Origin of the sequence: Allohahella marinimesophila (genome assembly GCF_039538005.1) — a bacterium.
GTDB classification, from domain to species: Bacteria; Pseudomonadota; Gammaproteobacteria; order Pseudomonadales; family Oleiphilaceae; genus Allohahella; species Allohahella marinimesophila.
The window spans coordinates 202,556-226,915 of sequence record NZ_BAABBO010000012.1; the positions used below are offsets into that span (position 1 = coordinate 202,556).

Annotated in this window: 21 protein-coding genes; 11 read left to right on the plus strand and 10 right to left on the minus strand. The window is 57.0% G+C overall.

What is annotated here, in order from left to right:
• Nucleotides 1-12: 12 nt before the first annotated feature.
• On the minus strand, nucleotides 13-801 hold the full coding sequence (locus ABD735_RS14770) for a fumarylacetoacetate hydrolase family protein (RefSeq protein WP_344807877.1): 789 nt from the start codon (nucleotides 799-801) through the stop codon (nucleotides 13-15).
• Nucleotides 801-2,201, minus strand: coding sequence for an FAD-binding oxidoreductase (locus ABD735_RS14775; RefSeq protein WP_344807759.1), 1,401 nt, complete (start codon nucleotides 2,199-2,201; stop codon nucleotides 801-803). The genes ABD735_RS14770 and ABD735_RS14775 overlap by 1 nt, the downstream gene beginning before the upstream one ends.
• 80 nt (nucleotides 2,202-2,281) lie before the next feature.
• On the opposite strand from ABD735_RS14775, the gene serA reads away from it, so the two are divergent.
• Together serA and ABD735_RS14785 are read left to right on the plus strand one after the other, a co-directional pair.
• Nucleotides 2,282-3,511, plus strand: a complete 1,230-nt coding sequence (gene serA / locus ABD735_RS14780) for a phosphoglycerate dehydrogenase (RefSeq protein ID WP_344807762.1) — start codon at nucleotides 2,282-2,284, stop codon at nucleotides 3,509-3,511.
• Nucleotides 3,512-3,549: 38 nt separating this feature from the next.
• Nucleotides 3,550-4,167, plus strand: coding sequence for a DUF2878 domain-containing protein (locus ABD735_RS14785; protein WP_344807879.1), 618 nt, complete (start codon nucleotides 3,550-3,552; stop codon nucleotides 4,165-4,167).
• Between the two features lie 298 nt (nucleotides 4,168-4,465).
• Here the strand turns inward: ABD735_RS14785 and ABD735_RS14790 are convergent, their stop codons facing one another.
• From ABD735_RS14790 to ABD735_RS14800, 3 genes are all read right to left on the minus strand, one after another.
• Complete coding sequence (locus ABD735_RS14790; protein ID WP_425548618.1) at nucleotides 4,466-5,155, minus strand: YiaD family glycine zipper/OmpA-like lipoprotein; 690 nt, start codon at nucleotides 5,153-5,155, stop codon at nucleotides 4,466-4,468.
• A gap of 140 nt (nucleotides 5,156-5,295) precedes the next feature.
• On the minus strand, nucleotides 5,296-6,219 hold the full coding sequence (locus ABD735_RS14795; RefSeq protein ID WP_344807764.1) for a DMT family transporter: 924 nt from the start codon (nucleotides 6,217-6,219) through the stop codon (nucleotides 5,296-5,298).
• A gap of 99 nt (nucleotides 6,220-6,318) precedes the next feature.
• Nucleotides 6,319-7,605 (minus strand): cytochrome P450, encoded by a 1,287-nt coding sequence (locus tag ABD735_RS14800; protein ID WP_344807766.1) that lies wholly within the window; start codon nucleotides 7,603-7,605, stop codon nucleotides 6,319-6,321.
• Nucleotides 7,606-7,792: 187 nt separating this feature from the next.
• Between ABD735_RS14800 and ABD735_RS14805 the strand changes: the two genes are divergently transcribed.
• A complete protein-coding gene (locus ABD735_RS14805) occupies nucleotides 7,793-9,832 on the plus strand; it encodes a protein-L-isoaspartate(D-aspartate) O-methyltransferase (protein ID WP_344807768.1) in 2,040 nt (679 codons plus the stop codon).
• On the opposite strand, the gene ABD735_RS14810 is transcribed toward ABD735_RS14805, so the two are convergent.
• On the minus strand, nucleotides 9,814-10,809 hold the full coding sequence (locus tag ABD735_RS14810) for a potassium channel family protein (RefSeq protein WP_344807770.1): 996 nt from the start codon (nucleotides 10,807-10,809) through the stop codon (nucleotides 9,814-9,816). The genes ABD735_RS14805 and ABD735_RS14810 overlap by 19 nt on opposite strands.
• Nucleotides 10,810-11,101: 292 nt before the next feature.
• Between ABD735_RS14810 and ABD735_RS14815 the strand changes: the two genes are divergently transcribed.
• From ABD735_RS14815 to ABD735_RS14825, 3 genes are all read left to right on the plus strand, one after another.
• Nucleotides 11,102-12,385, plus strand: coding sequence for an acetyl-CoA C-acetyltransferase (locus tag ABD735_RS14815; RefSeq protein WP_344807772.1), 1,284 nt, complete (start codon nucleotides 11,102-11,104; stop codon nucleotides 12,383-12,385).
• A 22-nt stretch (nucleotides 12,386-12,407) separates the two neighbouring features.
• The gene (locus ABD735_RS14820; protein WP_344807774.1) at nucleotides 12,408-14,537 is read left to right on the plus strand and encodes a 3-hydroxyacyl-CoA dehydrogenase NAD-binding domain-containing protein; all 2,130 of its coding nucleotides are present in this window, start codon (nucleotides 12,408-12,410) and stop codon (nucleotides 14,535-14,537) included.
• 66 nt (nucleotides 14,538-14,603) lie between these two features.
• A complete protein-coding gene (locus tag ABD735_RS14825; RefSeq protein ID WP_344807776.1) occupies nucleotides 14,604-14,924 on the plus strand; it encodes an OB-fold nucleic acid binding domain-containing protein in 321 nt (106 codons plus the stop codon).
• 42 nt (nucleotides 14,925-14,966) lie between these two features.
• On the opposite strand, the gene ABD735_RS14830 is transcribed toward ABD735_RS14825, so the two are convergent.
• Genes ABD735_RS14830 through ABD735_RS14840 form a run of 3 tightly spaced genes read right to left on the minus strand, consistent with a single transcriptional unit; the run spans nucleotide 14,967 to nucleotide 18,723 of the window.
• The gene (locus ABD735_RS14830; protein ID WP_344807778.1) at nucleotides 14,967-15,809 is read right to left on the minus strand and encodes an SDR family oxidoreductase; all 843 of its coding nucleotides are present in this window, start codon (nucleotides 15,807-15,809) and stop codon (nucleotides 14,967-14,969) included.
• A 42-nt stretch (nucleotides 15,810-15,851) separates the two neighbouring features.
• A complete protein-coding gene (locus ABD735_RS14835; RefSeq protein ID WP_344807780.1) occupies nucleotides 15,852-17,399 on the minus strand; it encodes a cryptochrome/photolyase family protein in 1,548 nt (515 codons plus the stop codon).
• Nucleotides 17,400-17,424: 25 nt separating this feature from the next.
• Nucleotides 17,425-18,723, minus strand: coding sequence for an FAD-dependent oxidoreductase (locus tag ABD735_RS14840; RefSeq protein WP_344807782.1), 1,299 nt, complete (start codon nucleotides 18,721-18,723; stop codon nucleotides 17,425-17,427).
• 167 nt (nucleotides 18,724-18,890) lie between these two features.
• On the opposite strand from ABD735_RS14840, the gene ABD735_RS14845 reads away from it, so the two are divergent.
• The 5 genes from ABD735_RS14845 to ABD735_RS14865 all read left to right on the plus strand — a co-directional run bounded on the left by ABD735_RS14845 (nucleotide 18,891) and on the right by ABD735_RS14865 (nucleotide 23,361).
• The gene (locus tag ABD735_RS14845) at nucleotides 18,891-20,060 is read left to right on the plus strand and encodes a TRAP transporter substrate-binding protein (RefSeq protein ID WP_344807785.1); all 1,170 of its coding nucleotides are present in this window, start codon (nucleotides 18,891-18,893) and stop codon (nucleotides 20,058-20,060) included.
• A 14-nt stretch (nucleotides 20,061-20,074) separates the two neighbouring features.
• Nucleotides 20,075-20,635: a TRAP transporter small permease subunit gene (locus ABD735_RS14850; RefSeq protein WP_344807787.1), complete on the plus strand. Its 561-nt coding sequence runs from the start codon at nucleotides 20,075-20,077 to the stop codon at nucleotides 20,633-20,635.
• Nucleotides 20,635-21,921, plus strand: a complete 1,287-nt coding sequence (locus ABD735_RS14855) for a TRAP transporter large permease (RefSeq protein WP_344807789.1) — start codon at nucleotides 20,635-20,637, stop codon at nucleotides 21,919-21,921. The genes ABD735_RS14850 and ABD735_RS14855 overlap by 1 nt, the downstream gene beginning before the upstream one ends.
• An 11-nt stretch (nucleotides 21,922-21,932) precedes the next feature.
• Nucleotides 21,933-22,550 (plus strand): DUF938 domain-containing protein, encoded by a 618-nt coding sequence (locus ABD735_RS14860; RefSeq protein WP_344807790.1) that lies wholly within the window; start codon nucleotides 21,933-21,935, stop codon nucleotides 22,548-22,550.
• A gap of 94 nt (nucleotides 22,551-22,644) precedes the next feature.
• Complete coding sequence (locus tag ABD735_RS14865) at nucleotides 22,645-23,361, plus strand: pirin family protein (protein ID WP_344807792.1); 717 nt, start codon at nucleotides 22,645-22,647, stop codon at nucleotides 23,359-23,361.
• On the opposite strand, the gene ABD735_RS14870 is transcribed toward ABD735_RS14865, so the two are convergent.
• Entirely contained in the window at nucleotides 23,327-24,352 is a 1,026-nt protein-coding gene (locus ABD735_RS14870; RefSeq protein WP_344807794.1) for an alpha/beta hydrolase, read from the minus strand. The genes ABD735_RS14865 and ABD735_RS14870 overlap by 35 nt on opposite strands.
• Nucleotides 24,353-24,360 lie beyond the last annotated feature (8 nt).

The window sequence follows — 24,360 nt, forward strand, 5'->3', positions numbered from 1 at the left end:
CGATCAGCAGTGTCAAGCTTCGGCAAAACGGAAGGTATGCTGCTGCACGCTGGCGAGGGGTGCTGCAGCGTCGTCCACACCCTCAGCCGCGAGCCCGAGGCTGACCTCGAGCACGGCGCCAGGCATCAACGCACCGACGCCAGCCGGCGTACCAGTGAGCACGAGATCACCCGGATTCAGCGTGAAGTGGCGGCTGATATGGCTGAGCAGCTCGATACAGCCGGTCAGCATCTGGCTGGCACGGCCTTGCTGACGCAGTTCACCGTTAAAGCGCATGTCGAAACCGAGCGCCGTCCACAGCGCGTTCGGCTCCAGCTGAGACTTGTCGATAAAGCGGCCTGGCGAGACAAAACTGCCAACGGGGCAACTGCCGTCGAAAGCCTTGGACAGCTCCCAGGGGTGGCCCTGTTTCTTCAACACTGACTGCAGCTCGCGTTTGGTGAGATCGAGGGCGACGCCAATGCCGGCCACACTGTCCACCAGCCTGCGATGATCCCCCGCCACATCCGGACCGATCTGCTCACCTATGAGCAGCGCAATTTCGGTCTCGTAGTGCAGCGACTCATCGTGCTGACTGCCCGCGTCGTGCAGCGGGCAAGAGGTGAGGCCTTCTGCATCGGGCATCACCAGCGAACTGGCCGGTTTGATGAAGAGGATCGGTTCTTCAGGCACCGGATTGTTCAGTTCAGCGGCGTGCGCGGCATAGTTTCGGCCGACACAGACGATCTTGCCTGGTCGCAGCGCTGAGATTTGCTGGTCGAGCACGAAGGTGTCCGAACCAGAGGAAGAGACCTGTGTCATCACACAGCCTCTCCTGCCGCCAGTAATTTACCCGGGTTCATCACATTGTTCGGATCGAAAGCCGCCTTGATGGCCCGCATGTAGGCGATTTCTTCAGCACTTCTGGAATACGGCAGATAAGGCTGCTTCAGCAGACCTACCCCATGTTCGGCCGAAATAGTGCCGCCACAGTCTTTGACGATGTCGAAGACCATGGTATTGACCCGCTCGCAGCGGCTGAAGAAAGTGTCCTTGTCGAGATCGACTGGCTTGAGGATGTTCAGGTGCAGGTTGCCGTCGCCGATATGGCCAAACCAGATGATCTCGAAGTCCGGATATTCAGCACTCACCACTTCGTCGATCCGCTTCAGGAATTCCGGCACGCGGCTCGGCCTCACAGCGATATCATTCTTGTAAGGGGTGTGCGGCGCGATACTTTCCGAGATGCCTTCACGCAGGCGCCAGAGGCTGGCTGCCTGTGCTTCGCTCTGACTGACGACACCGTCGACGACCCAGCCAGCCTCGACCGCCTGTTCAAACTGCGCCATGGCCTCTTCTTCCACGGCCTCGCTCACCACTTCATATTCGAGCAGCGCATAGTAGGGCGCGTCTTCAGCGAAGGGCGCCGCCACACCGCCATGCGCCAGCACGTGGCTCATGGCCTGGTGTGAGAAGAATTCGAAAGCGGTGATCTCGATGGTCTTGCTGAAAGTCTTCAGCACATCCATGACGTTATCGAAATGGCTGAGCCCCAGCACCATGACCTGCAGGTTCTTCGGCTTTCTGGTCAGTCGCATGGTCGCTTCGGTGATGAAACCGAGCGTGCCCTCGCCCGCAATGAAGAGCTGCTTGAGATCGTAACCGGTGTTGTTCTTCACCAGGCCGCGATTGAGCTCGAGAATATCGCCCTTGCCCGTGACGACCGTGAGGCCCGAGACCCAGTCGCGGCTCATGCCCCAGCGGATGACCTTGATGCCACCAGCATTGGTCGAGAGATTACCGCCAATCTGGCTGCTACCGGCTGAAGCGAAGTCGACCGGATAATAGAGGTCATTGTCTTCGGCGAAGCGTTGCAGCTGCTCGGTGATGACGCCAGCCTGGCACTGTACAAGGCGATCACCAGCATCGAAGTCGATAATATTGTTCATCTTGTCGAAGGCGACGACGATTTCGCCATTGGCCGCCACGGCACCACCGCTCAAGCCTGTGCGGCCACCAGAGGGCACCAGCGCCAGTTTCTGCTCATTGGCATAACGCACCAGCGCCTGCACTTCCTCGGTCGTTTTCGGAAATACGATAGCTGTTGGCGCTGGGGTATATTTCTTCGTCCAGTCTTTGCCGTAGTGTTCGAGCGAGTCCTGATCGGTCAGAACGCGCTCACCAAACTGGCTCGTGAGCCACTCGATTACAACATTACTCATAGCTTGGCTCTTTATGCTTCCAAAGATTCGGGGCATATATGTTACCATAGCCCGCTATTTTTCTGCTTGGATCTGTACCCATGACTCGCACGTCCCTTGATAAAAGCAAAATCAAAATCTTACTGCTCGAAGGCATCCATCAGTCAGCCATCGATACCTTGCATGCTGCGGGTTATGACAACATCGAGCATCACGCCAAGGCGCTCAATGATGAGGACCTCAAGACTGCTATCGCCGATGCGCATTTCGTGGGCATCCGTTCACGCACCCAGCTGACCGAAGAAGTCCTGGAAGTGGCGAGCAAGCTGATCGGGATCGGCTGTTTCTGCATTGGTACCAATCAGGTAGACCTGATGGCAGCCATGGAACGCGGCATTGCCGTATTCAACGCGCCCTATTCCAATACGCGCAGCGTAGCCGAACTGGTTCTGGCAGAAGCCATCCTCCTGCTGCGTGGCGTGCCCGAGAAAAACGCATCCTGTCACCGTGGCGGCTGGTTGAAGACAGCGAAAGACAGCTACGAAATTCGCGGCAAGACCATGGGCATCGTGGGTTACGGCTCCATCGGCACCCAGCTGAGCATCCTCGCCGAGAACCTCGGCATGCGTGTCATCTATCATGACATCGTGACCAAACTGTCACTTGGCAATGCGAGCCAGGTCGAATCGCTCGAAGAGCTGCTGGCGATGAGCGACATCGTCACCCTGCATGTGCCAGAGACGGCGGCGACCAGAAACATGTTCGCGGCAGAGCAGTTTGCACAGATGAAGGACAAGAGCATCTTCATCAACGCTTCACGTGGCACCGTTGTGGATATCGAGGCGCTGGCCGATGTGCTGCGAAGCGGCAAGTTGCTTGGTGCTGCAGTCGACGTGTTCCCCGTTGAACCGCGCGGCAATGATGATGAGTTCGTCTCGCCACTGCGTGAATTCGACAACGTGATACTGACCCCGCACGTTGGCGGCAGCACGATGGAAGCCCAGGAAAACATTGGTCGTGAAGTCGGCGAGAAGCTGGCGCGCTACAGCGATACCGGCATGACCGTGACCTCTGTCAACTTCCCTGAAGTGTCGCTGCCTGCGCATCCTAACAACCACAGACTGCTGCACATTCACCACAACGTGCCCGGCGTGATGTCCGAGATCAACGCCGTCTTCTCCGAAAACGACATCAACATCTGTGCGCAATATCTGCAGACCAATGAGCGGCTTGGCTACGTAGTCATTGATGTCGACAAGGCCTATTCCGATCTCGCCATGCAGAAGCTGAAATCGGTCAAGGGCACCATCAAGAGCCGGGTGCTGTTCTAGCCGGACAGCGGTATCACCCCACCAGTCCAGGAGGTCTTCTGAGTCCCGAGAAACAGCAAAAGTTCAGATTCTGGGGCAATGCAGGCCTCTTTGAGCTGCTCTGGCCGGCGGCCGTCGTGGGCGCCTACTATGGCAGCAACGCCTGGGCCGTCGCGGTGCTGATCGCCATGTTCGTATGGAGCAAGGCCTTTGGTGGCTCGCTGGCACAGGACCTGCGCATGGCCTTCGTCGGCCTGCTCGTGGCGTTTACCTTCGAGCCCATCTGGATGGGCGCGGACCTGTTGCTGTACTCATTACAACCCCCGTACATCTATCCACCGGTCTGGATAGTCTGTCTCTGGATTGGCTTTGCCATGAGCTTCAACCACTGCCTGTACTGGTTGCGGGGTCGCTACGGCCTGGCCGCTGTGTTCGGTGCAATAGGCAGCGTACTGTCGATTACAGCAGCGGAGCGAATCGGTGCGGTGACCATGCCTTCAGGTTGGTGGCCAGCCGCCATCAGCTATGCCCTCCCCTGGGCCTTCATCACGCCTGCCTTTGCCTGGTTTACCGATGTTCTCAAGCGCCGGGCCGAAGGCGACAGCGGCATGAGTCAGGATAAAAGCCGGGCGGCCGTGAACGCTGATCCCGACAAGCCGGCACCGCCACCCCGATGAGCAGGGCTGTGCAGCCAGATCTTTCATACATAGGGTAAAAGCGAGAGCGCGAGAGCTTGGGCTACCTAATGAGGTGCTAAGCTGTCCCTGGACGAGCCCAGGGCGGACCTGGACCTGATTCAGCTGCCAGGTGTGGGATCTGTTGAGCGAGTTTCTGAGCAACAGCGCTCGGAACGACCGTGGGCAGCTCTTCGCAGATACTGATTATTTTGTTGATCGTGGCAGGCGCCGCGGTGGGCGCCTGGCTGGCGACCAGATTGACTATCTGGCGCCTCTTCTATGAACGCGACCGGCTTCGCTAGCCTGCGTCTGCAGTGGGCACGAGCTTCAATTCCACGCGGCGGTTCGCGGCGCGACCTGACGATGAGTCATTGCTGGCAATGGGGTCGCGCTGACCATAGCCTTTGGTCTGGACCCGGCCACCGGCTACGCCCTGGGAAGTGAGATAAGAACCCACGCTTTCCGCCCGACGCTGGCTCAGGGCCTGGTTGTACTCGGCTGCGCCTGTGGAGTCGGTGTGCCCGGCGACCATGATATTTGTTTCATCGAATTCCTCGAGTACGATGGCTACAGATTTGAGCGTTTCGTAGAAGGAAGACTTCACGGCATCACGGTCAGTATCGAAAGTGATATTGCCAGGCATGACCAGTGTAATCAGGTTCCCGGTACGTTCGACTCTTACACCACTGCCTTCCAGCTGACGACGCAGCTCTGATTCCTGGCGGTCCATGTAGTAGCCGATACCACCACCGGCTGCGCCACCAGCGGCAGCACCAATCAGTGCACCCTTCTTGCGGTCGCCGTGATTCGCCGCGGCACCGGCGGCGGCACCACCTATGGCGCCAATCACGGCACCTTTAGTGGCATTGGAAGTCTTTTCTTCCCCTGTATATGGGTCGTAAGTCATGCAACCGCCGGTAGCGAGCAGACCAGCTGTCAGGCCGGTCGCCACGAGCGATCGCTTGAAACGGGGTATCAATGTCATCATTCAGTTAGTTCCTCTATACACGCTACGTCGACAGATAGGCTCGACGGTACTGTTCTGAGTGTAGCAGGCCTGCGCCAGCTGCCACCTCGTCCAGTCAGATGAAAGTATAAAAACGGATACTGTTGCGCCCAATGGGTGGATCAGCGGAGCTCGCAGTGGATCTCCTCGCCAGTGTCCGCAGGGAGACTGGCGTTTTTCCGCGCAATGCTCCGACCTGCAGCAGCCTGTCGACTTCGCAGGCCAAGCGCGACCAGCGGCGCCACGATCATCATTGAGCCCGCCAGGAACCAGAGATCCGGCACTTCACTGAACCCTACCCAGCCAATCAGTACCGCCCATATCAAACCGGTGTACTCGGCGCTGGTGACCTGATTGGCTGCGACGTGACGGTAGGCCAGCAGAACCGCAAAGTTATAGCCAAGAATGAAAAACGAAGAGGCGCCGGCGCTGGCCATCAGGCTCCAGCTCCACTCGCGGCCCTCTATCAAAGCCAAAACGCCAGCCACCGGCAGACAGAGCAGATAATTCAGGGCGACTGAATGTACCATGGTCTGGTGCCTGGGGAGCTTGCGCACCAGCAGGGCATTGAAAGCGAGGGAAAACGCGGTAATGAGCGCGCCAAGAGCGCCCCATCCGAACTCTACAGGACGCAGGATGACCAGTATGCCAAGGAAGCCACTGATCACCGCGATCACGCTGAGCAAGGTGAGTTGTTCACGAAAGATCACGACTGAGAGCACCACTACGATGAGCGGCGCAGCGTAGAACACCGCATTGGCCGTCGCCAGCGGCAGCGTCGCCAGCGCCATGACCATGGCCGCAATGCCGACGATACCGATATGCGCGCGCAGCGCATGGTAGCCCAGGCCAGCGAATAGGGCCTGTCGATCGATCATTTTATAGAAGGGCAGCAGCATCAGCACGGTACACAGGCAGCGTAGGAATACGAACTGCAATACTGGTACATCTTCACCAAGTAATTTGATGACCACATCGCTAATGAGTGCCAGCGCATTGCCGATGACTAAAAGCACGATGGCACTGTTGACTGTCTTTCCCGGCATACTCGAATCCAGTTGAAGGCCTGACGAAGATTGCCGAGACTAGAGCCTTATGCCTGTCGCTTCAACTGCAGCCGCCCAAGGTCTCAGCTGGCCCCCGATTCAGCCTGGCGTGTTCTCGCTTTTCTTCCGCATCACTGGTCGTGCGGAACGCTTCACATCGCTGATGAGAAAACCTTCAGGCGGTTGGGCGGGCATTCTGGAAAGATCGATCGCAAGATCCTGCTCAGGCACCTTGTACGCCATCTCGCCGACCAACATCCGCACGGCCTGCTTCAGCATTTCGATGGTAAGCCACTCTCCCGCACAGCGATGATTGATGTCGAACGTGCCGCCACCCTGAGGGATCAGGTTGAACGGTGTAATGTCCGCCTCGAGGAAGCGGGCAGCATTGAATTGATCGGCGTTCTTCCAGATGGCTTCATCCCGGTTGGTCCCATAGAGATCCAGCAGGACGAGATCGCCCTTCCGGAATTCATGGCTCCGCCACTTGAACGGCTCCCGGACGAGACCACCTGCAAAGGGGAAGAAGGGATAGTAGCGGCGAACCTCCTGCACGAACGATGTCAGATAGTCATCGTCTTCGAGCAGGCGCTTTCGGTCCGGCTCATGAACGTGAAGCGCGTGGCCCGCGAACATCACATAGCGACCGATGGCCACGGTAGGACGCAGAATATTCAGCAACTCCACTGCGGCCACTTCTTCACTCAGCTGATCGCCCTGGGCATCTTCATGAAAAGCGATGATGCTCAGCGGTCTGTTCGGCGCCACCTCGACGCCCCCGCGTCGCACCTGACGGATGAGCGCCCTGGCCCATTTTTCCGTTCGCCGGCGTAACCAGAGGCCCCGCCAGTTCCGCGGGCCTGCAGTGCCGGCACCGTCGATCATGGCAGCAAGCTCGCTGGTGCGCTTGTCCAGTTCGTTCTCGCTCAGGTTCACGCCACTCCAGGTACAGACCGCCTTGCAGATCACCCTGTTGATGCTACCCAGCAGCGACACCGGTTTATCGCCAGACCAGCCAGGTATGGCCTCACGCCAGGCGTCGGTAAATAGTTCTGACAGTCCACCGATCGAACCCGGGGTCATCATAGACATGAACATCTGCTTGCGCCGATGATGCTCGGCGGCATCAAGTACCGCGACACTTCCTTCGTCCTGCAGGGACCAGAGGATGGGCTTCGGCAGAGCGCCCTTGCGGGTGAATCTTTCGGGCTTATAGAACACTTCCGCAGCCTCTTCTCCGCCAATACAGACAGTAGGTTTGAGCATCAGACGGATCCTGAATATATCGCTCTCATAGCGGCGTCGACGCTTCTGAATAAATTCATAACCATCGCTCAGAATGGCGAGTGTGCTATCCAGTGCACTGTCTTTGGGTATATCAGACATCGGGACCTCCAGTGTCTTCGGGTTGTCGAGGATGCAATTAAGATTTGCACGATTTGTATTGCTTCTCAGACGTACGGGCGACCGTCATGAGAGGTTGACGGGTGTTTGAAAATTCAGTGGCACGCGCTCTGCATCCCATTCGTCAGACAAGGAGAATTCCAGACAAGAACCGAAGGAGGCATTTGTTATGGCTATTTTTGCACAGGATTCACAGAAACTGGCGGAACGGCGGAACAGCATGGTCGATCGACAGATAGCTGCCCGAGGTGTGCGGTCCAAAAACGTTCTGCAGGCGATGCGGACTGTTCCGCGAGAGAAATTCCTGCCGCAGAGTTCGGTTGATCGTGCCTATGATGACTCTCCGCTACCGATAGCCGCAGGTCAGACGATCTCACAGCCTTACATCGTGGCCCTGATGACTGAAGCACTCCAGCTCGAGGGGGGCGAACGGGTACTGGAAGTCGGCGCTGGTTCCGGCTATGCCGCTGCCGTACTGGCCGAGATCGCCAGCGAAGTCTACACCATCGAGCGTCATGCCTCACTGGCTGAAAAAGCAAAGCGCACACTTGCTCGTGTCGGCTACGAAAACGTCAAGGTCATTTGTGGTGACGGTACGCTCGGCTGGCCGGATGGCGCGCCCTATGATGCGATCACCGTCGCGGCAGGGGCACCAGTCGTGCCGGAAACACTCAGGCAGCAGCTGAAAACCGGTGGCAGACTGGTCATTCCCGTCGGCGACAGAAATTCGCATCAGGCGCTGCTAAGGATCACACGGCTCGGTAAGAATGAATTCCGGGAGGAGCATCTTTCCGATGTGCGATTCGTACCGCTGATCGGCGAGGCCGGGTGGCGTGAGAAAACAGGCAGGGGAGATCAGCAAGGTACCCAGCGGACGTCACAGCAGGCTCTCGAAAAGCTCCCGGAGGAGGCCCGCCTGATCGCTGAAGCGGCCGAACCCTTCGAGTCTATCGACAGTGCAAAGCTCGATGCCTTGCTCGAGCGCATAGGCGATTCGAAAGTGGTACTGATCGGCGAGGCCTCACATGGCACCTCCGAGTTCTACACGATGCGTGCACGTATTACCCAGGCCCTGATCGAGAAGAAAGGGTTCAACATCGTGGCCGCCGAGGCTGACTGGCCTGACGCCTCGCGGATCAATCAATACGTGAGACATCTGGAGAGTCCCGAAGCAAGGTGGCAGACCTTCGCCCGGTTCCCGACGTGGATGTGGCGCAATCGAGAGGTACAGGCTTTCGTGGATTGGTTGCATGAGCACAACGGCAATGTGGCCGAGCAGGAACGCGCGGGCTTTTACGGCCTCGACCTCTATAGCCTGTATACCTCGATAGAAGCGGTTCTCGAATATCTGGACAAGAAAGACCCTGAGGCAGCTGAACTCGCGCGCGAGCAATATGGCTGTCTGCTGCCATGGGAGCCCGATCCGGCCGCCTACGGCAGGGCTGCGGCCAGCAGCCGATACAAGGACTGCGAAGGCGAAGTCACTGCTGCACTGCAGGATTTGCTGAAGCAGCGGATCGAGCAGGCTAACGGCTCGAAGACGGATCGAGCCGAGTTTTATCTGGATGCTGTTCAGAACGCCCGCCTGGTGGCGAATGCTGAAGAGTACTATCGCACCATGTACAGTGGTTACAGCGATTCATGGAACCTTCGCGACAGCCATATGTTCGAGACACTGGAAGCCTTGCTGGCGCATCATGGCCCGGATGCCAAGGCCGTCGTGTGGGAGCATAATTCACATGTCGGCAATGCCAAGGGTACTGATATGCCGGCACGGGGACAGCTCAACGTGGGTCAACTGTGCCGCGAACGCTTCGGCACTGACGTCTATATCATCGGGTTTGGTACCCACACAGGCACAGTCGCTGCAGCAGATGATTGGGGCGACGACATGCAGATAAAGACCGTGCGCCCCTCTCTTGAGCGAAGCTGGGAACGGCTGTGTCATGACACGCAGATACCGCGATTCATGCTACCGCTGCGGGATCCTGCGTCGCAGGACCTGGCTCGCCTCCTCAGCAAGGAACGGCTCGAACGGGCCATCGGCGTGATCTATCGACCCCAGACCGAGCGGGCCAGCCACTACTTCGGCGCACGGCTTGGCAAGCAGTTCGATGAATATATCTGGTTCGACGAGAGCAGAGCCGTAGAGCCGCTTGAAACAACTGAGGTAGACAATTTCCCTGACACCTACCCCTTTGCAATCTGATTCCAGGTCCAGCCATCCTGAAGGATGAGTGCCTTGAGGAGCTTGCGGCGACGTGATAGCGCCTCAGGCTCCCGCTCGGAGCCCACTTTCTTCGCTGTACCCTTGCGGAGACGCTGCGGCAGAATCTGAGGCGGTTCCTCATCAGCCGGATGAATGAAGGCCTTGTTCAGGGTGTTGAGAAAGGTGGAAATGGCATTGGAGCACATGTGTTCCGCAACCCGCAGGGCCGGATTCACCTCGTAGGCCTCCGCAGGCAACGCCAGTATTGCCTCGTCCAGCGCAGCCAGCTTCAGGGGCAGCGCCGTGTCCGGTTCCGGACTGTGGAAGAAATGCAGAATGGGATAGGCCAGATGTTTCTGTGAAATATCCAGGATCTGAGGTGTCAAGTCGGAGAAGTAGGTGTCCACTCCCTGATAATGCCCGGCCTCGGCCCATTGAGCTGCGAGGGCCTCTGCAGATTCTCCCATCACCGCTATTTGCCTGGCGACCGTCCGTTTGGCTGCCGCCGCCTGTACGACCGGTATGGCATAGGTAATGGATAGCGTAATCAAAGCTATACCGTTAAAAGCGGTGATGACCGTCATCGCCTGCCAGAACCCGTCGGCGGGTACGTAGTCGCCCGTGCCTAGCGTAGTCAGCGTAAAGCCTACGAAGTAGATCGTGGAAGAAATATCGGCCGGTAGCAGTGTGGTTCCGTTCAGCACAGGCGCCTCAGCACCAAGATAGATGAGTGACCAGCCCAACCAGACGACAGATACCCACATGTTGATCAGCACAATGATGATGAGCGGCCCCACGCACGCAAGGAGAGCATGCGATTTGAAGGGCTTGTTGATGAATAAAAACACCCGCCAGACGCCATAGGCGACTCGCCTCGAAACCGGCCCACTTTGGGAAGCGGTCAATGCCGTTGCCACGAAGTCGAACCACACCAGGAGCACGAGGAAAGCGCCTGCTATTGTCATCAGTATACTCATGCGCTGCGGAGCCCTCCTGCAGTCAAAACCTCGGATCACGCAAACATCGTGCCTGCCACGGGGCGGTTTACGTCTGCAGAAAGGCGCTGTTCCTGCCCAAAAAAAAGCACCACATATACTTTTTTACAAAATAAAAGCAAGCCTTACACTGGCACGACCACCTTAACGCCATATTTAGCGGCATAAATACATATTTGCTGCATCTGGATGAGCATTCTCAATATGGTCGGTGCTTTGCATGAGTCGTGCTGTTCAGGTTTACCATTTTTCAACCTGCCAGGGAGGCATGCCTATGAGCAATCCCGTCTACGTCATAGATGGTGCAAGAACACCATTCCTCAAGGCCCACGGAAGACCGGGTCCATTTTCACCTGTCGACCTTGCGGTGCAGTGCGGCCGACCGCTCCTGCTACGCCAGAACTTTTCGCCTGATCTTTTCGACCAGGTCATCCTGGGCTGTGTGAATGTTCTGCCTGATGAAATGAATCCTGCCAGAATCGCTGCCCTGCGACTGGGAATGGGTGATGACATGAAAGCCTTCACGGTGCAGATAAACTGCGGCTCAGGCATGCAGTCCATCGATACGGCCTATCGCTATATACAGGACGGCTCGGCGGATCTCATTCTCGCCGGCGGCACTGAAGCCCTCAGTCAGGCGCCCATGGTACTCAAGCCTGAAGCCGTGGAGTGGTTTGCCAGTCTTCGCCAGCAAAGCTCACCGGCGGCTTACGTGAAACAGCTTCGGGAGTTCGACAGCGCATTCCTGATACCCGAGATTTCGCTGAAGAGCGGGCTGACAGACCCGATCGTCGGCTTGAGTATGGGGCAGACAGCCGAAGTGGTCGCGCAACTCTTCAACATCACGCGGGAGCAGGCTGACGAGTATGCAGTACGCAGCCATCATCGACTCGCTAAAGCACAGGACGAAGGCTGGCTTGATGACGAAGTGGTGACCATCATCTCACGCGACGGCGAATGCTTCGATAGGGACGATGGTGTTCGACCGGACACCACGGTAGAGCAGCTGGCAAGCCTGAAGCCGGTATTCGAGCCACCATATGGTCAGGTGACGGCGGGAAACAGTTCCCAGGTCACCGACGGCGCCTGCTGGACGATTCTGGCCTCTGAAAAAATGGTCGAGAAGCTCAAGCTGACGCCGAAGGCGCAGATTGTCGACTCACAATGGTCTGCGCTTGATCCCAAGATCATGGGGCTGGCACCGGTGATCGCCGTGACCGAGATGCTCAAGCGTCAGAACCGGCAGCTGCAGGACATAGATCTCTGGGAGCTCAACGAGGCCTTTGCGGCGCAGGTTCTTGGCTGTCTCAGGGCCTGGGACGACGACGCTTTCATGCAAGCGGCAACGACCCAGGGCTCCTCGCTGGGCCGGATAGATGAATCCCGCCTCAATATCGACGGTGGTGCTGTCAGCCTCGGTCATCCGGTGGGGGCGAGCGGCAACCGGATCGTTCTGCACCTCGCCAATGCAATGCAACGCAAGCAGGTGAAGCAGGGCGTCGCCAGCGAGTGCATCGGCGGTGGGCAGTCCGGCGCAATGCTCCTGCAGGCCGTTTAATCCACGATTTCATGGAGGACAGATGATGACTGGACAAATACTGCAGTCGTTACAGAACAAGAAACGCGAGATGGAGACAGGGCCACTGAATGGAACCGGCACCGCCAAGGCTTCAAAGGCCTTCAGCCACTGGACACTGGCACGCCAGGATGACGTAGCCTGGCTGTTTCTGGACAAAGCAGACAGCAGCGCAAATACGCTGTCTCAGGCAGTGATCCAGGAGCTGGGCGCCGTTCTCGAACAGCTGGACCAGACACCCCCAAAAGGGCTCATCATCCGTTCACTGAAGGCAAATGGCTTCTGCATGGGTGCGGATATCCATGAATTTGCTGATATCGAGAACGAAGCCATTGTCAGGGATCGCCTCACTGAAGCACATCAGATTGTGGATCGGCTCGCCGCGCTGCCCTACCCTACGGTTGCAGTCATCCATGGACAGTGCCTCGGCGGCGGGCTCGAGCTTGCGCTCTGCTGCAAATATCGCCTGGCTGCTCCAGGCGCCAAAATGGGTTTTCCGGAAGTTCAGCTGGGGCTGCACCCAGGCCTCGGCGGGACGGCCCGCCTCACTCATCTCATCGATCCGATGCAGGCAATGACGATGATGCTGACTGGCAAGACGCTGGATGCCGGTCGGGCGAAGTCAGCAGGTCTTGTGGACGATGTGGTGGAAGAACGCCATATCGCCGCAGCCGCACAAGCCGCCATCAAGGGCAGGGTCGAAGCGAATGATACCTCGTTCAAGGAACGCGTTCTCACCTCGACGATAGCACGCAAGTTCGAAGCTCGACAGATGCGCAGCAAGGCGGCCGAGAAAGCGCCGCCGGAACACTACCCCGCCCCGGGTGCCCTGATCGATCTGTGGGAAAACTACGGCAATGACGCAGAAGCCATGCGACAGAAGGAGATTGCTTCCTTCGCCACGCTGCTCACGAGCCCTGCGTCAAAGAACCTCGTCAGGGTGTTCTTCCTAAGGGAGGAGATGAAATCCCTTACTCGCAAGGATGCCGATAAAATTCGCCATGTACACGTGATCGGTGCAGGCGCCATGGGCGGTGATATCGCCGGCTGGTGTGCCTTTAAGGGTCTGAAAGCCAGCCTCTACGATATGGAAGGCGAAGCAATCGTGAAAGCGGTGCGGGATGCGCGAAAGCTGTGTCAGAAGAAGCACCTCTCTGACCGGGAAGAACGAGCAGTTATGGATAGGCTCATACCCGACTTCGCCAACGATGGTGTTCGCCAGGCCGACCTGGTCATAGAGGCTGTACCCGAGAAAGCCGATATCAAGCTGAAGGTCTACCAGGATGCCGAACCACGGATGAAGGCAGGCGCACTACTCGCGACCAATACCTCCAGTATTCCACTCGACGAACTCGCTGGCTCACTGAAGCGGCCGGAGCGTTTCGTCGGTCTGCATTTCTTCAATCCAGTGGCAAAGATGCAGCTCGTGGAAATCGTGAAACACGAGGGTGTCAGTGAGGAGACGCTGGACCGGGCACATCGATTTGTAGGTCAGATTGACCGCCTGCCAGCCCCGGTCCGCAGTTCCCCCGGATTCCTGGTCAACCGGGCCCTCATGCCCTACCTGCTCGAAGCAGTACTCATGGTGGACGAGGGTGTGGATCCGAAGGCCATTGATAAGGTCGCCGAAGACTTTGGCATGCCGATGGGACCGGTCGAACTCGCCGATCAGGTCGGCCTGGATATCTGCCTGTCGGTAGGCGAAATGCTGGGTGAGAAACTAGATGTTCCGATACCCGAGTTTCCAGGGTGGTTCAGGGAAAAGGTCGACGATGGCAAGCTCGGCAAGAAAACGGGCGAAGGCTTCTATAAATGGAAGGACGGCGAAGCACAGAAGAAAAGCAGCGGTTCGAAAGCGCCAGACGATACGCTGGACCGGCTCATTCTGCCGATGCTGAACGCCTGCATGACCTGCCTGACCGATGAGGTCATAGACAGCGCCGACGTGCTCGATGGCGCCATGATATTCGGCACTGGCTTCGCGCCTTTCCGCGGCGGCCCAATGCACTACGCCAGATCTCGCGGCTACGACAATATCAGGACGCGGCTGCAGACACTGAAGGAGACGGCTGGCCCACGGTTCCAGCCTGACGACGGCTGGCACGCCTCCAGTACCGTTCAAGAAAGGCCATGAAGGATGTCCTGGGCTTCCATGAACGCAATAAATAAACCATCGACTTCAAACAGTGAGGAACACGATATGAACGACTTTGGTATCAAATCTGTTTTTACGGCAACTGTACTGACCATGAGCGTAAGTACGGCCCTTGCCGATACGAAACCACTCCCGACCTTCCAGGAAGGTGACCGGGCGGTACTGACCGTGGAGAGCAACGGCAAGACGATGACCATCGATACGGCGGACATGATGTATAACCCGCTGGACAAGCAGTATGGCGAGCCAATCGAGAAAGGCGATAGTGTCTATGTCTACGGTGAAGTGGATGACGAGTTCTTCTCAAAGCGGGAGATCTCGGCAAACTCCGTAGTGAAGTTGAGGGACGCCAGCGAGCAGTCCTGACGAACCCGTCAAGCCGGCAGCCACGGGCTGCCGGCTTTTCCATCAGTCCAGAAACAGATCCTTCATCAGCTGACCATCAAAGCTTTCGTCATAACGATAGCCCTCGAAATCGTCCACGCCTTCCGTTTTCAGAAAGGGTTCATCAACCAGCCACTGTCCTGTGAGACTGCAGTGCGGCACGCTGAGGATGGCATACGCCGCATCAGCCATGATCGCCGGCTTCCTTCCCTTCTGCAGTGCAGCTTCACCGCCCGCTTCAAACTCCACGGCGGCGGTCGAAATCAGCGTTTGCGGCCACAGCGAGTTAACTGCAATGCCATAACGCTTGAGTTCAGCCGCGAGACTCATCGTGAGCATGGACATACCATATTTGGTAATCGTATAGGGCCCAAAATTCTCGAACCATTTCGGGTTCAGATTGACCGGTGGGGAGAGATTGAGAATGTGGCCGCAATGGGACTTCTTCAGATGCGGCAGACAGGCCTGGGTGCAGGCCAGCACGGCTCTGGTGTTGATCTGGTACATCAGGTCGAAGCGCTTGAGGGGTAAGGACTCGGCAGTAGCCAGTTTGATGGCGCCTGCATTGTTGATCAGCCCATCGATACCGCCAAAGGTGTCGACGGCTTCTTCGACCATGTCCCGGATCTGCTGCTCGTCGCGAACGTCGACCTGCACCGCAAGGGCCTGACCACCTGCCTCACGAACCTCATCTGCAACGGAATGTATGGTGCCCGGCAACTTGGGATGCGGCTCGGCTGACTTCGCGGCTATGACGATATTGGCGCCGTCGGCAGCGAACCTGAGCGCCATCTCGCGACCAATGCCGCGGCTTCCGCCGGTTATGACGATCGTCCTGTCCTTCAAGGATTCTGAAACGTTATTCATGGTGTTGTTGATTCCTTATTGTTGTGGGCGTTGGTCGGGATGTCAGAATTTCTGAGGGTTGGCTATGATGTCCGCCGCCCGCCTTTTGATCTTGTCCAGCTCATCCCCAGATTTTTCATCCAGCATTTTCAACATCATCGTCATCCTCCTGTTGTGCTTGAAAAACTCACGCTTCTCATCCAGGAAATTCCAGTACAGGCTATTGAACGGACAGGAAAGTTCGCCAGTCTTGTCCTTCACCTTGTAAGTGCATTCCTTACAATAGTTGCTCATCTTGTTGATATACGACCCACTGGAGACATAGGGCTTCGTAGCCACAATACCGCCATCGGCAAACTGGCTCATGCCACGCGTGTTGGTGATTTCCACCCATTCCAGCGCGTCGATATAAATACCCAGATACCAGGCATCCACTTCATCGGGGTGAGTCTGGGTCAGTAGCGCGTAATTGCCTGTAATCATCAGCCGCTGGATATGATGTGCATAGGCATTGTTCAGACTTTGCCTGATGCTGTGCTTCAGGCAATTCATTTTTGTATCGCCACTCCAGTAGAAGGCAGGCAACTCGTTCTGGTTGTCCAGCTTGTTGCTGCGCTTGTACCCCGGCATTTCTTTCCAGTAAATGCCCCGCATGTATTCGCGCCAGCCCAGAATCTGCCTCACAAAACCTTCCACCTGGGAGATATCAATCTCGTCCTTATGCGCTCTCCAGTAGTCGACAACAGCCTGTATTACCTCTTTCGGGCTGAGCATCTTGGTATTCAAGGCAAAGGATAAGCGGGAATGAAACAGATAGGCCTGCTCGGTATGCAGGGCATCCTGGAAGTCGCCAAAATGCACGAGCAGGTGCTTGCAGAAGTAATTCAGTACCGACAGTGAATCTTCCCGGCTTGTTGGCCAGTGAAAACTGGTCTCCTCAATTTGCCCAAAGCTCTTGATCCCGGCCTGTCTTATCTCATTGAGAATACCTGAAACGTCCTTTCTGAAGCCTCGCTCGTGGGGAATTTCAGGTTTGCCGGACCATTTTCTGCGGTTGGCGGCGTCGAAATTCCATTGTCCGCCTTCGGGGTCGGCGTCATTGACCATGAGCACGTCATATTTCCTGCGCATGTCGCGGTAGAAATACTCCATGGTCATCTGCTGCTTCCCTTCGTAGAACCTGGCGAGATCATCTCTGGAGGTGAGGAAATGTTCGGTATCGAAAGCCTCAGAGTCTATGGATAATGTTTTGCAGAAATCCCTGAGCTGAACATCGAGCCGGTATTCATCGGGCAGCTGGTATTCAAATTTCCCGATCTCGTATTCTGACAGCAACCCGTTCAGGTTCTCGGGCAAGGTCTGCTTGTTCTTCCTGTCGTTGATGCCGAGATAGATGACCTGGTGTTCGCGTTCTTTCAGGTATTGAGCAAAATTCTGCATTGCACAGAAGAAACCCACGACCTTCTGGATATGGTGAAGCACATAGTCGGTTTCCTGCCGCATCTCCATGAACACATACAGCACCTCACCCGGGTCATCCCTGAACCAGCTATGGTGGTGATTGAGTTGATCACCCAGAATAAGCCTCAAGGTCTTCATGCGCCCAGCCATACGTCCTGCCTTTGGTGTTACAGCGCTATGCCGCCCGCTCTTCGGCCGCAGCCACCAGCCAGGGCGCGGGACAGTCTAGCCTAGCAGCGATGACCATCGCAGATTGCACACCGCTTTCCTGCAGGGGTATGCCGGGTACCGCGTAGGAGCCGCAGTACCAGATGCGACGCCCCGGCTGCTGATGCAGTTGTGCCAGCGACTTCAGGGCAGCGAGGCTCTCAAGCGTCACCACTGGCCGCTCGAACATGGCGCGTCCAAGCACGTAATCTTCATCAGGCTGCACCAGCGGATTCCAGGTCTGGAAGATCGGTCGCGCCTTTTTCAGCTGCGGATAGAGATGATTCAACTGGATACTGGCCATCGGCTTGTCGGCCAGCGGGTCGAGCAGAAACTGCAGCGGTGCCGTCGAACGACCTCGTGCCGGAGCGAATTTCGGATCGCTATGCACCACGAGCTCACTGGCCTGATAGTCGATCTTGCTGAGAAGTGCGCTGGCCTCGGCTTCCTCATGAGCGACCAGCTCACGCGCCTGATTGGCCTGGCTGGCGATGACCACGTGATCGAACTGCGCTGAGCCGCCATCGAAGTCGACCTGCACGCCGCTGCCATCTTCCGAACTCTCTACGCGGGTGACACTGGTGTTACAGCGGATGTCCCGACTGTTGGCCAGCATACGGTCGATGGCATCATCTGCACCGTGTTGGGCCCGCCAGATATTGTTGAACAGTAGGCCACCGGCATAGAACTTTATCACCAGCGCGGCCGGATAGGCCGCTGCTGCTTCGTAAGTGCAGGTACCAATGGCTGCCAGCGTTGGCAACATGAGCCTGTCGATGAACACCCGTGAATAACCAGCGGTTTCAAGATAGTCCAGCACTGTCATATCATCTGCCCGGCCTGCTGCAAGGTCTCTCGGCGCGACAAGCTGAAACACCGCCATGTCCTTGGCAATCAATAGTGACGACAGACCGAGACTGCGCAAATTATCCATCATGGGGAATGCAGATTTTCGCCACCCAAGATAGCGATAGCTGAGAAAATCGCTGGTAGCACCTTTCATGCTGAAGCCGGCCGAATGATCCGCATGGCTGGTCTCGACACCGATCATGGCGTAAAGCGCCGTCAGGTTTTCGTAGTAGCCATCGTTGAAGGCGCGCAGTGGAACATCTATTGTCGCGTCGATGCCAGCTTCGCTGTACTGTAAATTGAAGGCGCCCATGCCTGGACGAGCGTGGCGCTCGAACAAGGTGACTTCGTGAGTTCGCCCCAGTAGCCACGCGGCACTCAGCCCCGCTATACCACTGCCTATGATCCCTATTTTCATCAACTCCCTGCCTTGAATAATCGATGACGCCAGTAAACGGGGTTTGCCGACAGGCTGCAAGCCCTGCTCTCGTGACAACTCATGCTTTATCTCGCAACACGGCTGGTATACTGTTGAATGGCGCAGGTTTGCTGCACCGTATCAACAATAATAAGGCACGGACTCTCATGAACCCTATCCCGTTTTCAGCACCCGCACTGTCGGGCACACTCGCTCGCAAAATCGCACAGATGACCTGCATTTCAATGTTTGGTCTCCTGCTGGCTTGCAACGACAAGAGCACCGAGTCAGCATCATCTTCCGACGCCGCTGCAGTTCAGAATACAAACGGCGAGAAGTTCGAACTCAAGCTCGCCGAAACCTGGCAACCAAACTTCCCGATCTTTGGCGACACGCCACAACGGCTCGCCGAAAATGTCGAAAAGATGTCGGGCGGTAGGCTGACCATCAAGATCGATTCCGCGAACAAGCACAAATCGCCCTTCGGCGTATTCGACATGGTGAAGTCTGGTCAGTACGACATGGGCCACTCCGCGTCTTACTACTGGAAAGGCAAGATTCCGACGTCGATGTATTTCACCACCATGCCCTTCGGCATGATCGCGCCTGAACAGTACGCCTGGTTCTATTATGGCGATGGCATGAAGCTCATGCAGGAAGTCTACGACGAGCACGGCGTGCTGTCGTTTCCCGGCGGCAATACCAGCAATCAAATGGGTGGCTGGTTCCAGAAGGAGATCAATTCGGTCGAAGACCTCAAGGGCCTGAAGATGCGCATCCCCGGTTTCGCTGGCGAAGTGCTGGCCAAGCTCGGTGTGAGCGTGACCAATATTGCCCCCGGCGAACTCTATACCTCGCTGGAACGTGGCACCATTGATGCACTTGAATGGGTTGGCCCAGCCCTTGATCTGCGTATGGGCTTCCAGAAGATTGCGCCCTACTACTATACCGGCTGGCATGAGCCTGCGACAGAGCTGCAGTTCCTCATCAACAAGCAGGCGATGGACAAGCTGCCGGAAGACCTGCAGGCCATCCTGAAGATCGCCATGCGCGAGGCAGCCTACAACATGTACGTGCACTCCTATGCCGAGAGCGCCGAAAGCTGGGCCAGCATCCAGGAAGAATACCCGGAGGTGAAGATCAAGACCTTCCCACCTGAAGTCATGGAGGCCATGCGCCAGGCCAACCAGGAACTGCTGGAAGAAGAAGCCAAAAACAACCCGATGGCCAAGAAGATCCAGGAATCCCAGGCAGAATTTCTGCGAAAGGCGCGAGGCTGGACAGAAATATCTGACTTCGCCTATCTGAAGAGCCAGGAAGAAGCCAAAGCCGAGTAAGGATACCGAAACAGATGCTCGAAAAAGTGGATCGCGGCCTCGCGGCCATTAGTAACTTATGCGGCGTTCTCGCCGCAGTACTCTTCATCGCCATGCTGCTCAACGTCACCTACGATGTGAGCGCCCGTTACGCCTTCGACTCGGTGTCCGTAGGCATGCAGGAGCTCGAGTGGCATCTGCTTTCGGCAGCCTTCCTGTTGGCTATTCCCTACGCGGTGCAGACAGATGGTCACGTGCGCGTCGATGTATTCTATGAACGCGCCAGTGATCGAAGCAAAGCCATTATCAATCTGTTTGGCGCCATCGTTTTCCTGTTGCCCTTCGCCATACTCATACTCTGGTATGGTGTGGGCTTCACCGAAAATGCCTGGTCCATCGGTGAAACCAGTGGAGACCCGGGCGGCCTCACCCATCGCTGGATCATCAAGAGTCTCATTCCCATCTCCGCTGGCCTGCTGGCCCTGTCCGGCGTGGGCATGATCACGCACGCGATACTTGTGCTGGCAGGGCGCGCGCATTACTCCGAACCAACGGCCGCGCAGAGCGCCTCACCGAAAAAAGGAGCGCTGCTGTAATGGTCGGCCTGATCATGTTCGTCGTCGCGCTATTTTTACTGCTGCTTGGCTTTCCAGTAGCCTTTACCTTCGGCGGCGTTGCGCTGCTGTTTGGTGTGTTTTCGGAAGGTGTCGAGCTGTTCGCCTTCATGCCCTATCGCATACAGAGCATCATGCAGAACACCCTGCTGATGGCCATTCCCCTCTTTATTTTCATGGGCCTCGTCCTGCAGAAAACGAAGCTGGCAGAACAGCTGCTCGAAGCCATGGGCAAACTGTTCGGTGGTGTACGTGGTGGGCTGGCCATCGCGACCATCCTGGTCGGCGCCCTGCTGGCCGCCTCGACGGGTGTAGTCGGGGCCAGCGTGGTGGCCATGGGACTCATCTCCCTGCCGGTGATGCTCAAGTACGGCTACGACAAGGGCCTGGCCACCGGCGTCATCTGCGCCTCCGGCACCATGGGTCAGATCGTCCCACCGTCGATCATTCTCATCATACTTGGTGACGTGCTCGGCATTCCGGTGGGCGATCTCTTCCAGGCCGCCATACTGCCGAGTGCCATTCTCGTCGGCTGCTATATCGCCTATGTGCTCTTCATCAGCTGGCGTAATCCGGATGACGCCCCGGCCATTCAGGACCTCGATTCGACCGAGACCAAAACCCAGCAGTATCTGAGCGCCCTCATGGCCATCCTGCCACCGCTGGCCCTGATTCTCGTAGTGCTCGGCTCCATCTTCACCGGCATCGCCACGCCGACTGAATCGGCTGCGCTGGGTGGCATTGGCGCCATTGTTCTATCGCTGGTCTACCAGCAGTTTTCATTCCGCATGATCTGGGAAAGCTCGAAGGAGACCATGAGCATCACCGCCATGATCTTCGCCATACTGCTCGGGGCCACTGCGTTCTCCATGGCCTTCACCTACACTGGCGGCGATACGATCGTGGAAGAATGGATGCTGAGCCTGCCTGGCGAGAAATGGGGCTTCCTGCTCGTCAGTATGCTGATCATCCTGGTACTCGGCTTCTTCGTCGATTTCGTCGAGATCTCCTTCATCGTCGTGCCCATACTGGCGCCTGTCGCTGAAGCGCTGGGCATCAGCATGGTCTGGTTTGCGATGTTGATCGCCATGAACCTGCAGACCAGCTTCCTCACACCACCCTTCGGTTTCGCGCTCTTCTATCTCAAGGGCGTAGCACCGACTTCAGTACGGACGACCGACATCTACCGTGGCGTCATGCCCTTCATACTCATCCAGATGTTCGTCGTTCTGCTGCTGCTCTTTTCACCAGAACTGTTTGGACTGTAGGCTGACTGACCATGGATGATCTACCCTGCTCGGAGGCGAGCGAGCGAAACAAACGCCCCATACTCCAGGTGCTGGCCGGCCTGTTGCACGAAGGCCCCGTATATGCCTTTGAAATCGGCTCGGGCACCGGCCAGCATGCCACTTTTTTCGCCGCTGCCCACCCGCAATGGCGCTGGCAGCCGACCGAGCTACCAGAGAATCTTGGCATACTGGAACAGCGTTGCGAACGCAGCGGACTTGAGAATATTCTGCCCCCCATGGGATTCGAAGTGGGTGAGTCAGACGTCCCTGACTCGCTTCAGAATGGCTGCGACCTGGTATTTACCGCCAACACGCTACATATCATGCTGTCCGAGCGACTCCCCTTCTTTTTCCATAGCGCCGGCCGACTACTCAAACCGCAGGGTTTACTCGTCTGCTACGGCCCATTTATGGAAAATGCCGAACACAACAGTGCGAGCAATCATGAGTTCGATGTCGCACTCAGAGCCCAAGGCTGCGGTGGCATACCGGATATCAGGCAGCTCGAATTATTGGCCGACGCCAATGATCTGCGATTTCAGGAGCAGATTCACTTGCCGGCCAACAATCGCGTACTCGTATTCCAGAAACTGGCGACTTTTGATTAGTGCCTTGATGGACTTTATAAAGTTCGTTTTAAGATGATTATTTCCTTTTCGCCTGCTGATAACATTCACTTATCCAAGAGAGGAGTGAACGATCATGATCCAGCTCATCAGCTATGACACGCTTGGCCACGCCAACCACGGCTGGCTCAACGCGCGACACCACTTCAGTTTCGCCAATTATTACGACCCAGAGCGTATGGGCTTTGGCACCCTGCGCGTGGTGAACGACGATGTGATCGCAGCCGGCACCGGCTTCGGCACGCATCCTCATAACAATATGGAAATCATCACCTACGTGCGCCAGGGCGGCATTACCCATCGCGATAGTCTCGGTAACGAAGGCCGCACTGGTGCGGGAGATGTTCAGGTCATGAGTGCGGGCACCGGAGTCGCGCATTCGGAATACAACAGGGGAAGCGAGGCGACCAATCTGTATCAGATCTGGATCGAGCCAGCGAAGCGCAATGTAGCGCCGCGTTGGGAAGCGAGGGTCTTTCCTGAGGCACAGGTCGAAGATAAGCTGGTGCCCCTGGCATCAGGGCGCGAGGCAGATCTCGAACAGGGTGCCCTGCTCATCCATCAGGATGCGACGATATCAGGCGGTCGCCTGGCCGAGGGACGGTCGATAGAACACGAGCTGAAATATCTCGGTTACCTGCTCGTGTCGCACGGTAGCGTGGACGTGAACGGACAGAAGGCGAGCAAGGGGGATGCACTAGCTATCAGTGATGTCAGCCGCCTGACCATCACCGCCGATAGCGACAGTGAAGTCCTGCTTATTGACGTACCGGCTGCTGTTCAGCCTGCCTGAGTGAAGCCTCCAGGGCTTCTTCCATCAGGTTGAAGACGCGGTCCCTGTAGAGCACAGACTCGTTAACCAGGTGGTGACGGGCGTCGGGAATCACGATGCTCCTCGCCCAGGGAAACAGTGTCTCGATCACCGGCAGGTTGTGCTCCCACTCCACCGTCGCATCATCGCTGCCCTGCAGAATGGTAATACCCGGCAGGTTCTGCCGGGCTCTTTCCAGCGCACCGGGTCGTGCCGCTTCAGTTCGCGGGATCCAGTCTATCAAAGCCTCCACCCAACGCGCGTTGACCTGCCTCGGCTGAAGAGGATCACAGTTCTTGATGAAGTTGTGAAAACTCTCATCATGACTGTTGAGATTCCACTGCCTCGGCCAGTAATCGCGATAGCGTCCTATCAGACTGAACAGTAGCTTCGCCTTCTCCCAGGCCCGGGGCCGCACCAGCGGTGCCAGGAGGACGCAATGCTGAAACGGTGTCCTCGACAGGCTGGTGAGCAGATGTTCGAGCAGAATGGCGCCGCCAGTGCTCTGTCCGACTGCAAACTGCGGCAGGGCCGCCACTGCCGGGAACAGTTGGCGACAGTGCTCGATCACGCTATCGAACACCAGACGATACTCATCGAAGCTGCGCACAGCCGCCCTCGCCCCACTCGACAAGCCATGCCCTGGCAGGTCAAAAGCCACGACATTGAAGCCGAAGCTCAGCAAGCGAGTGATGACATGGCGATACAGGCCAACATGATCGAAATAGCCATGCAGCACTGTCACTGTGGCTCTGGCGGAGGCCACCTGAAACACCTGTACGGCGACACTATAGCCGGTCGTTTCCAGAATGCCGCAGTGATAGGCCGAGGTCAGCTCGATGCACTTGTCGAGCTTGTAGAGCTCGATGTAGTCCCCCAGCCCACCTGACTGGCCTTCGATGACCGTCGGAGCCTGCGCCGCCTCCGCCAGAGACGGAAGACTATGGCGCAGGTATGCGGCGTCGAAGCTCATGAGCGGCT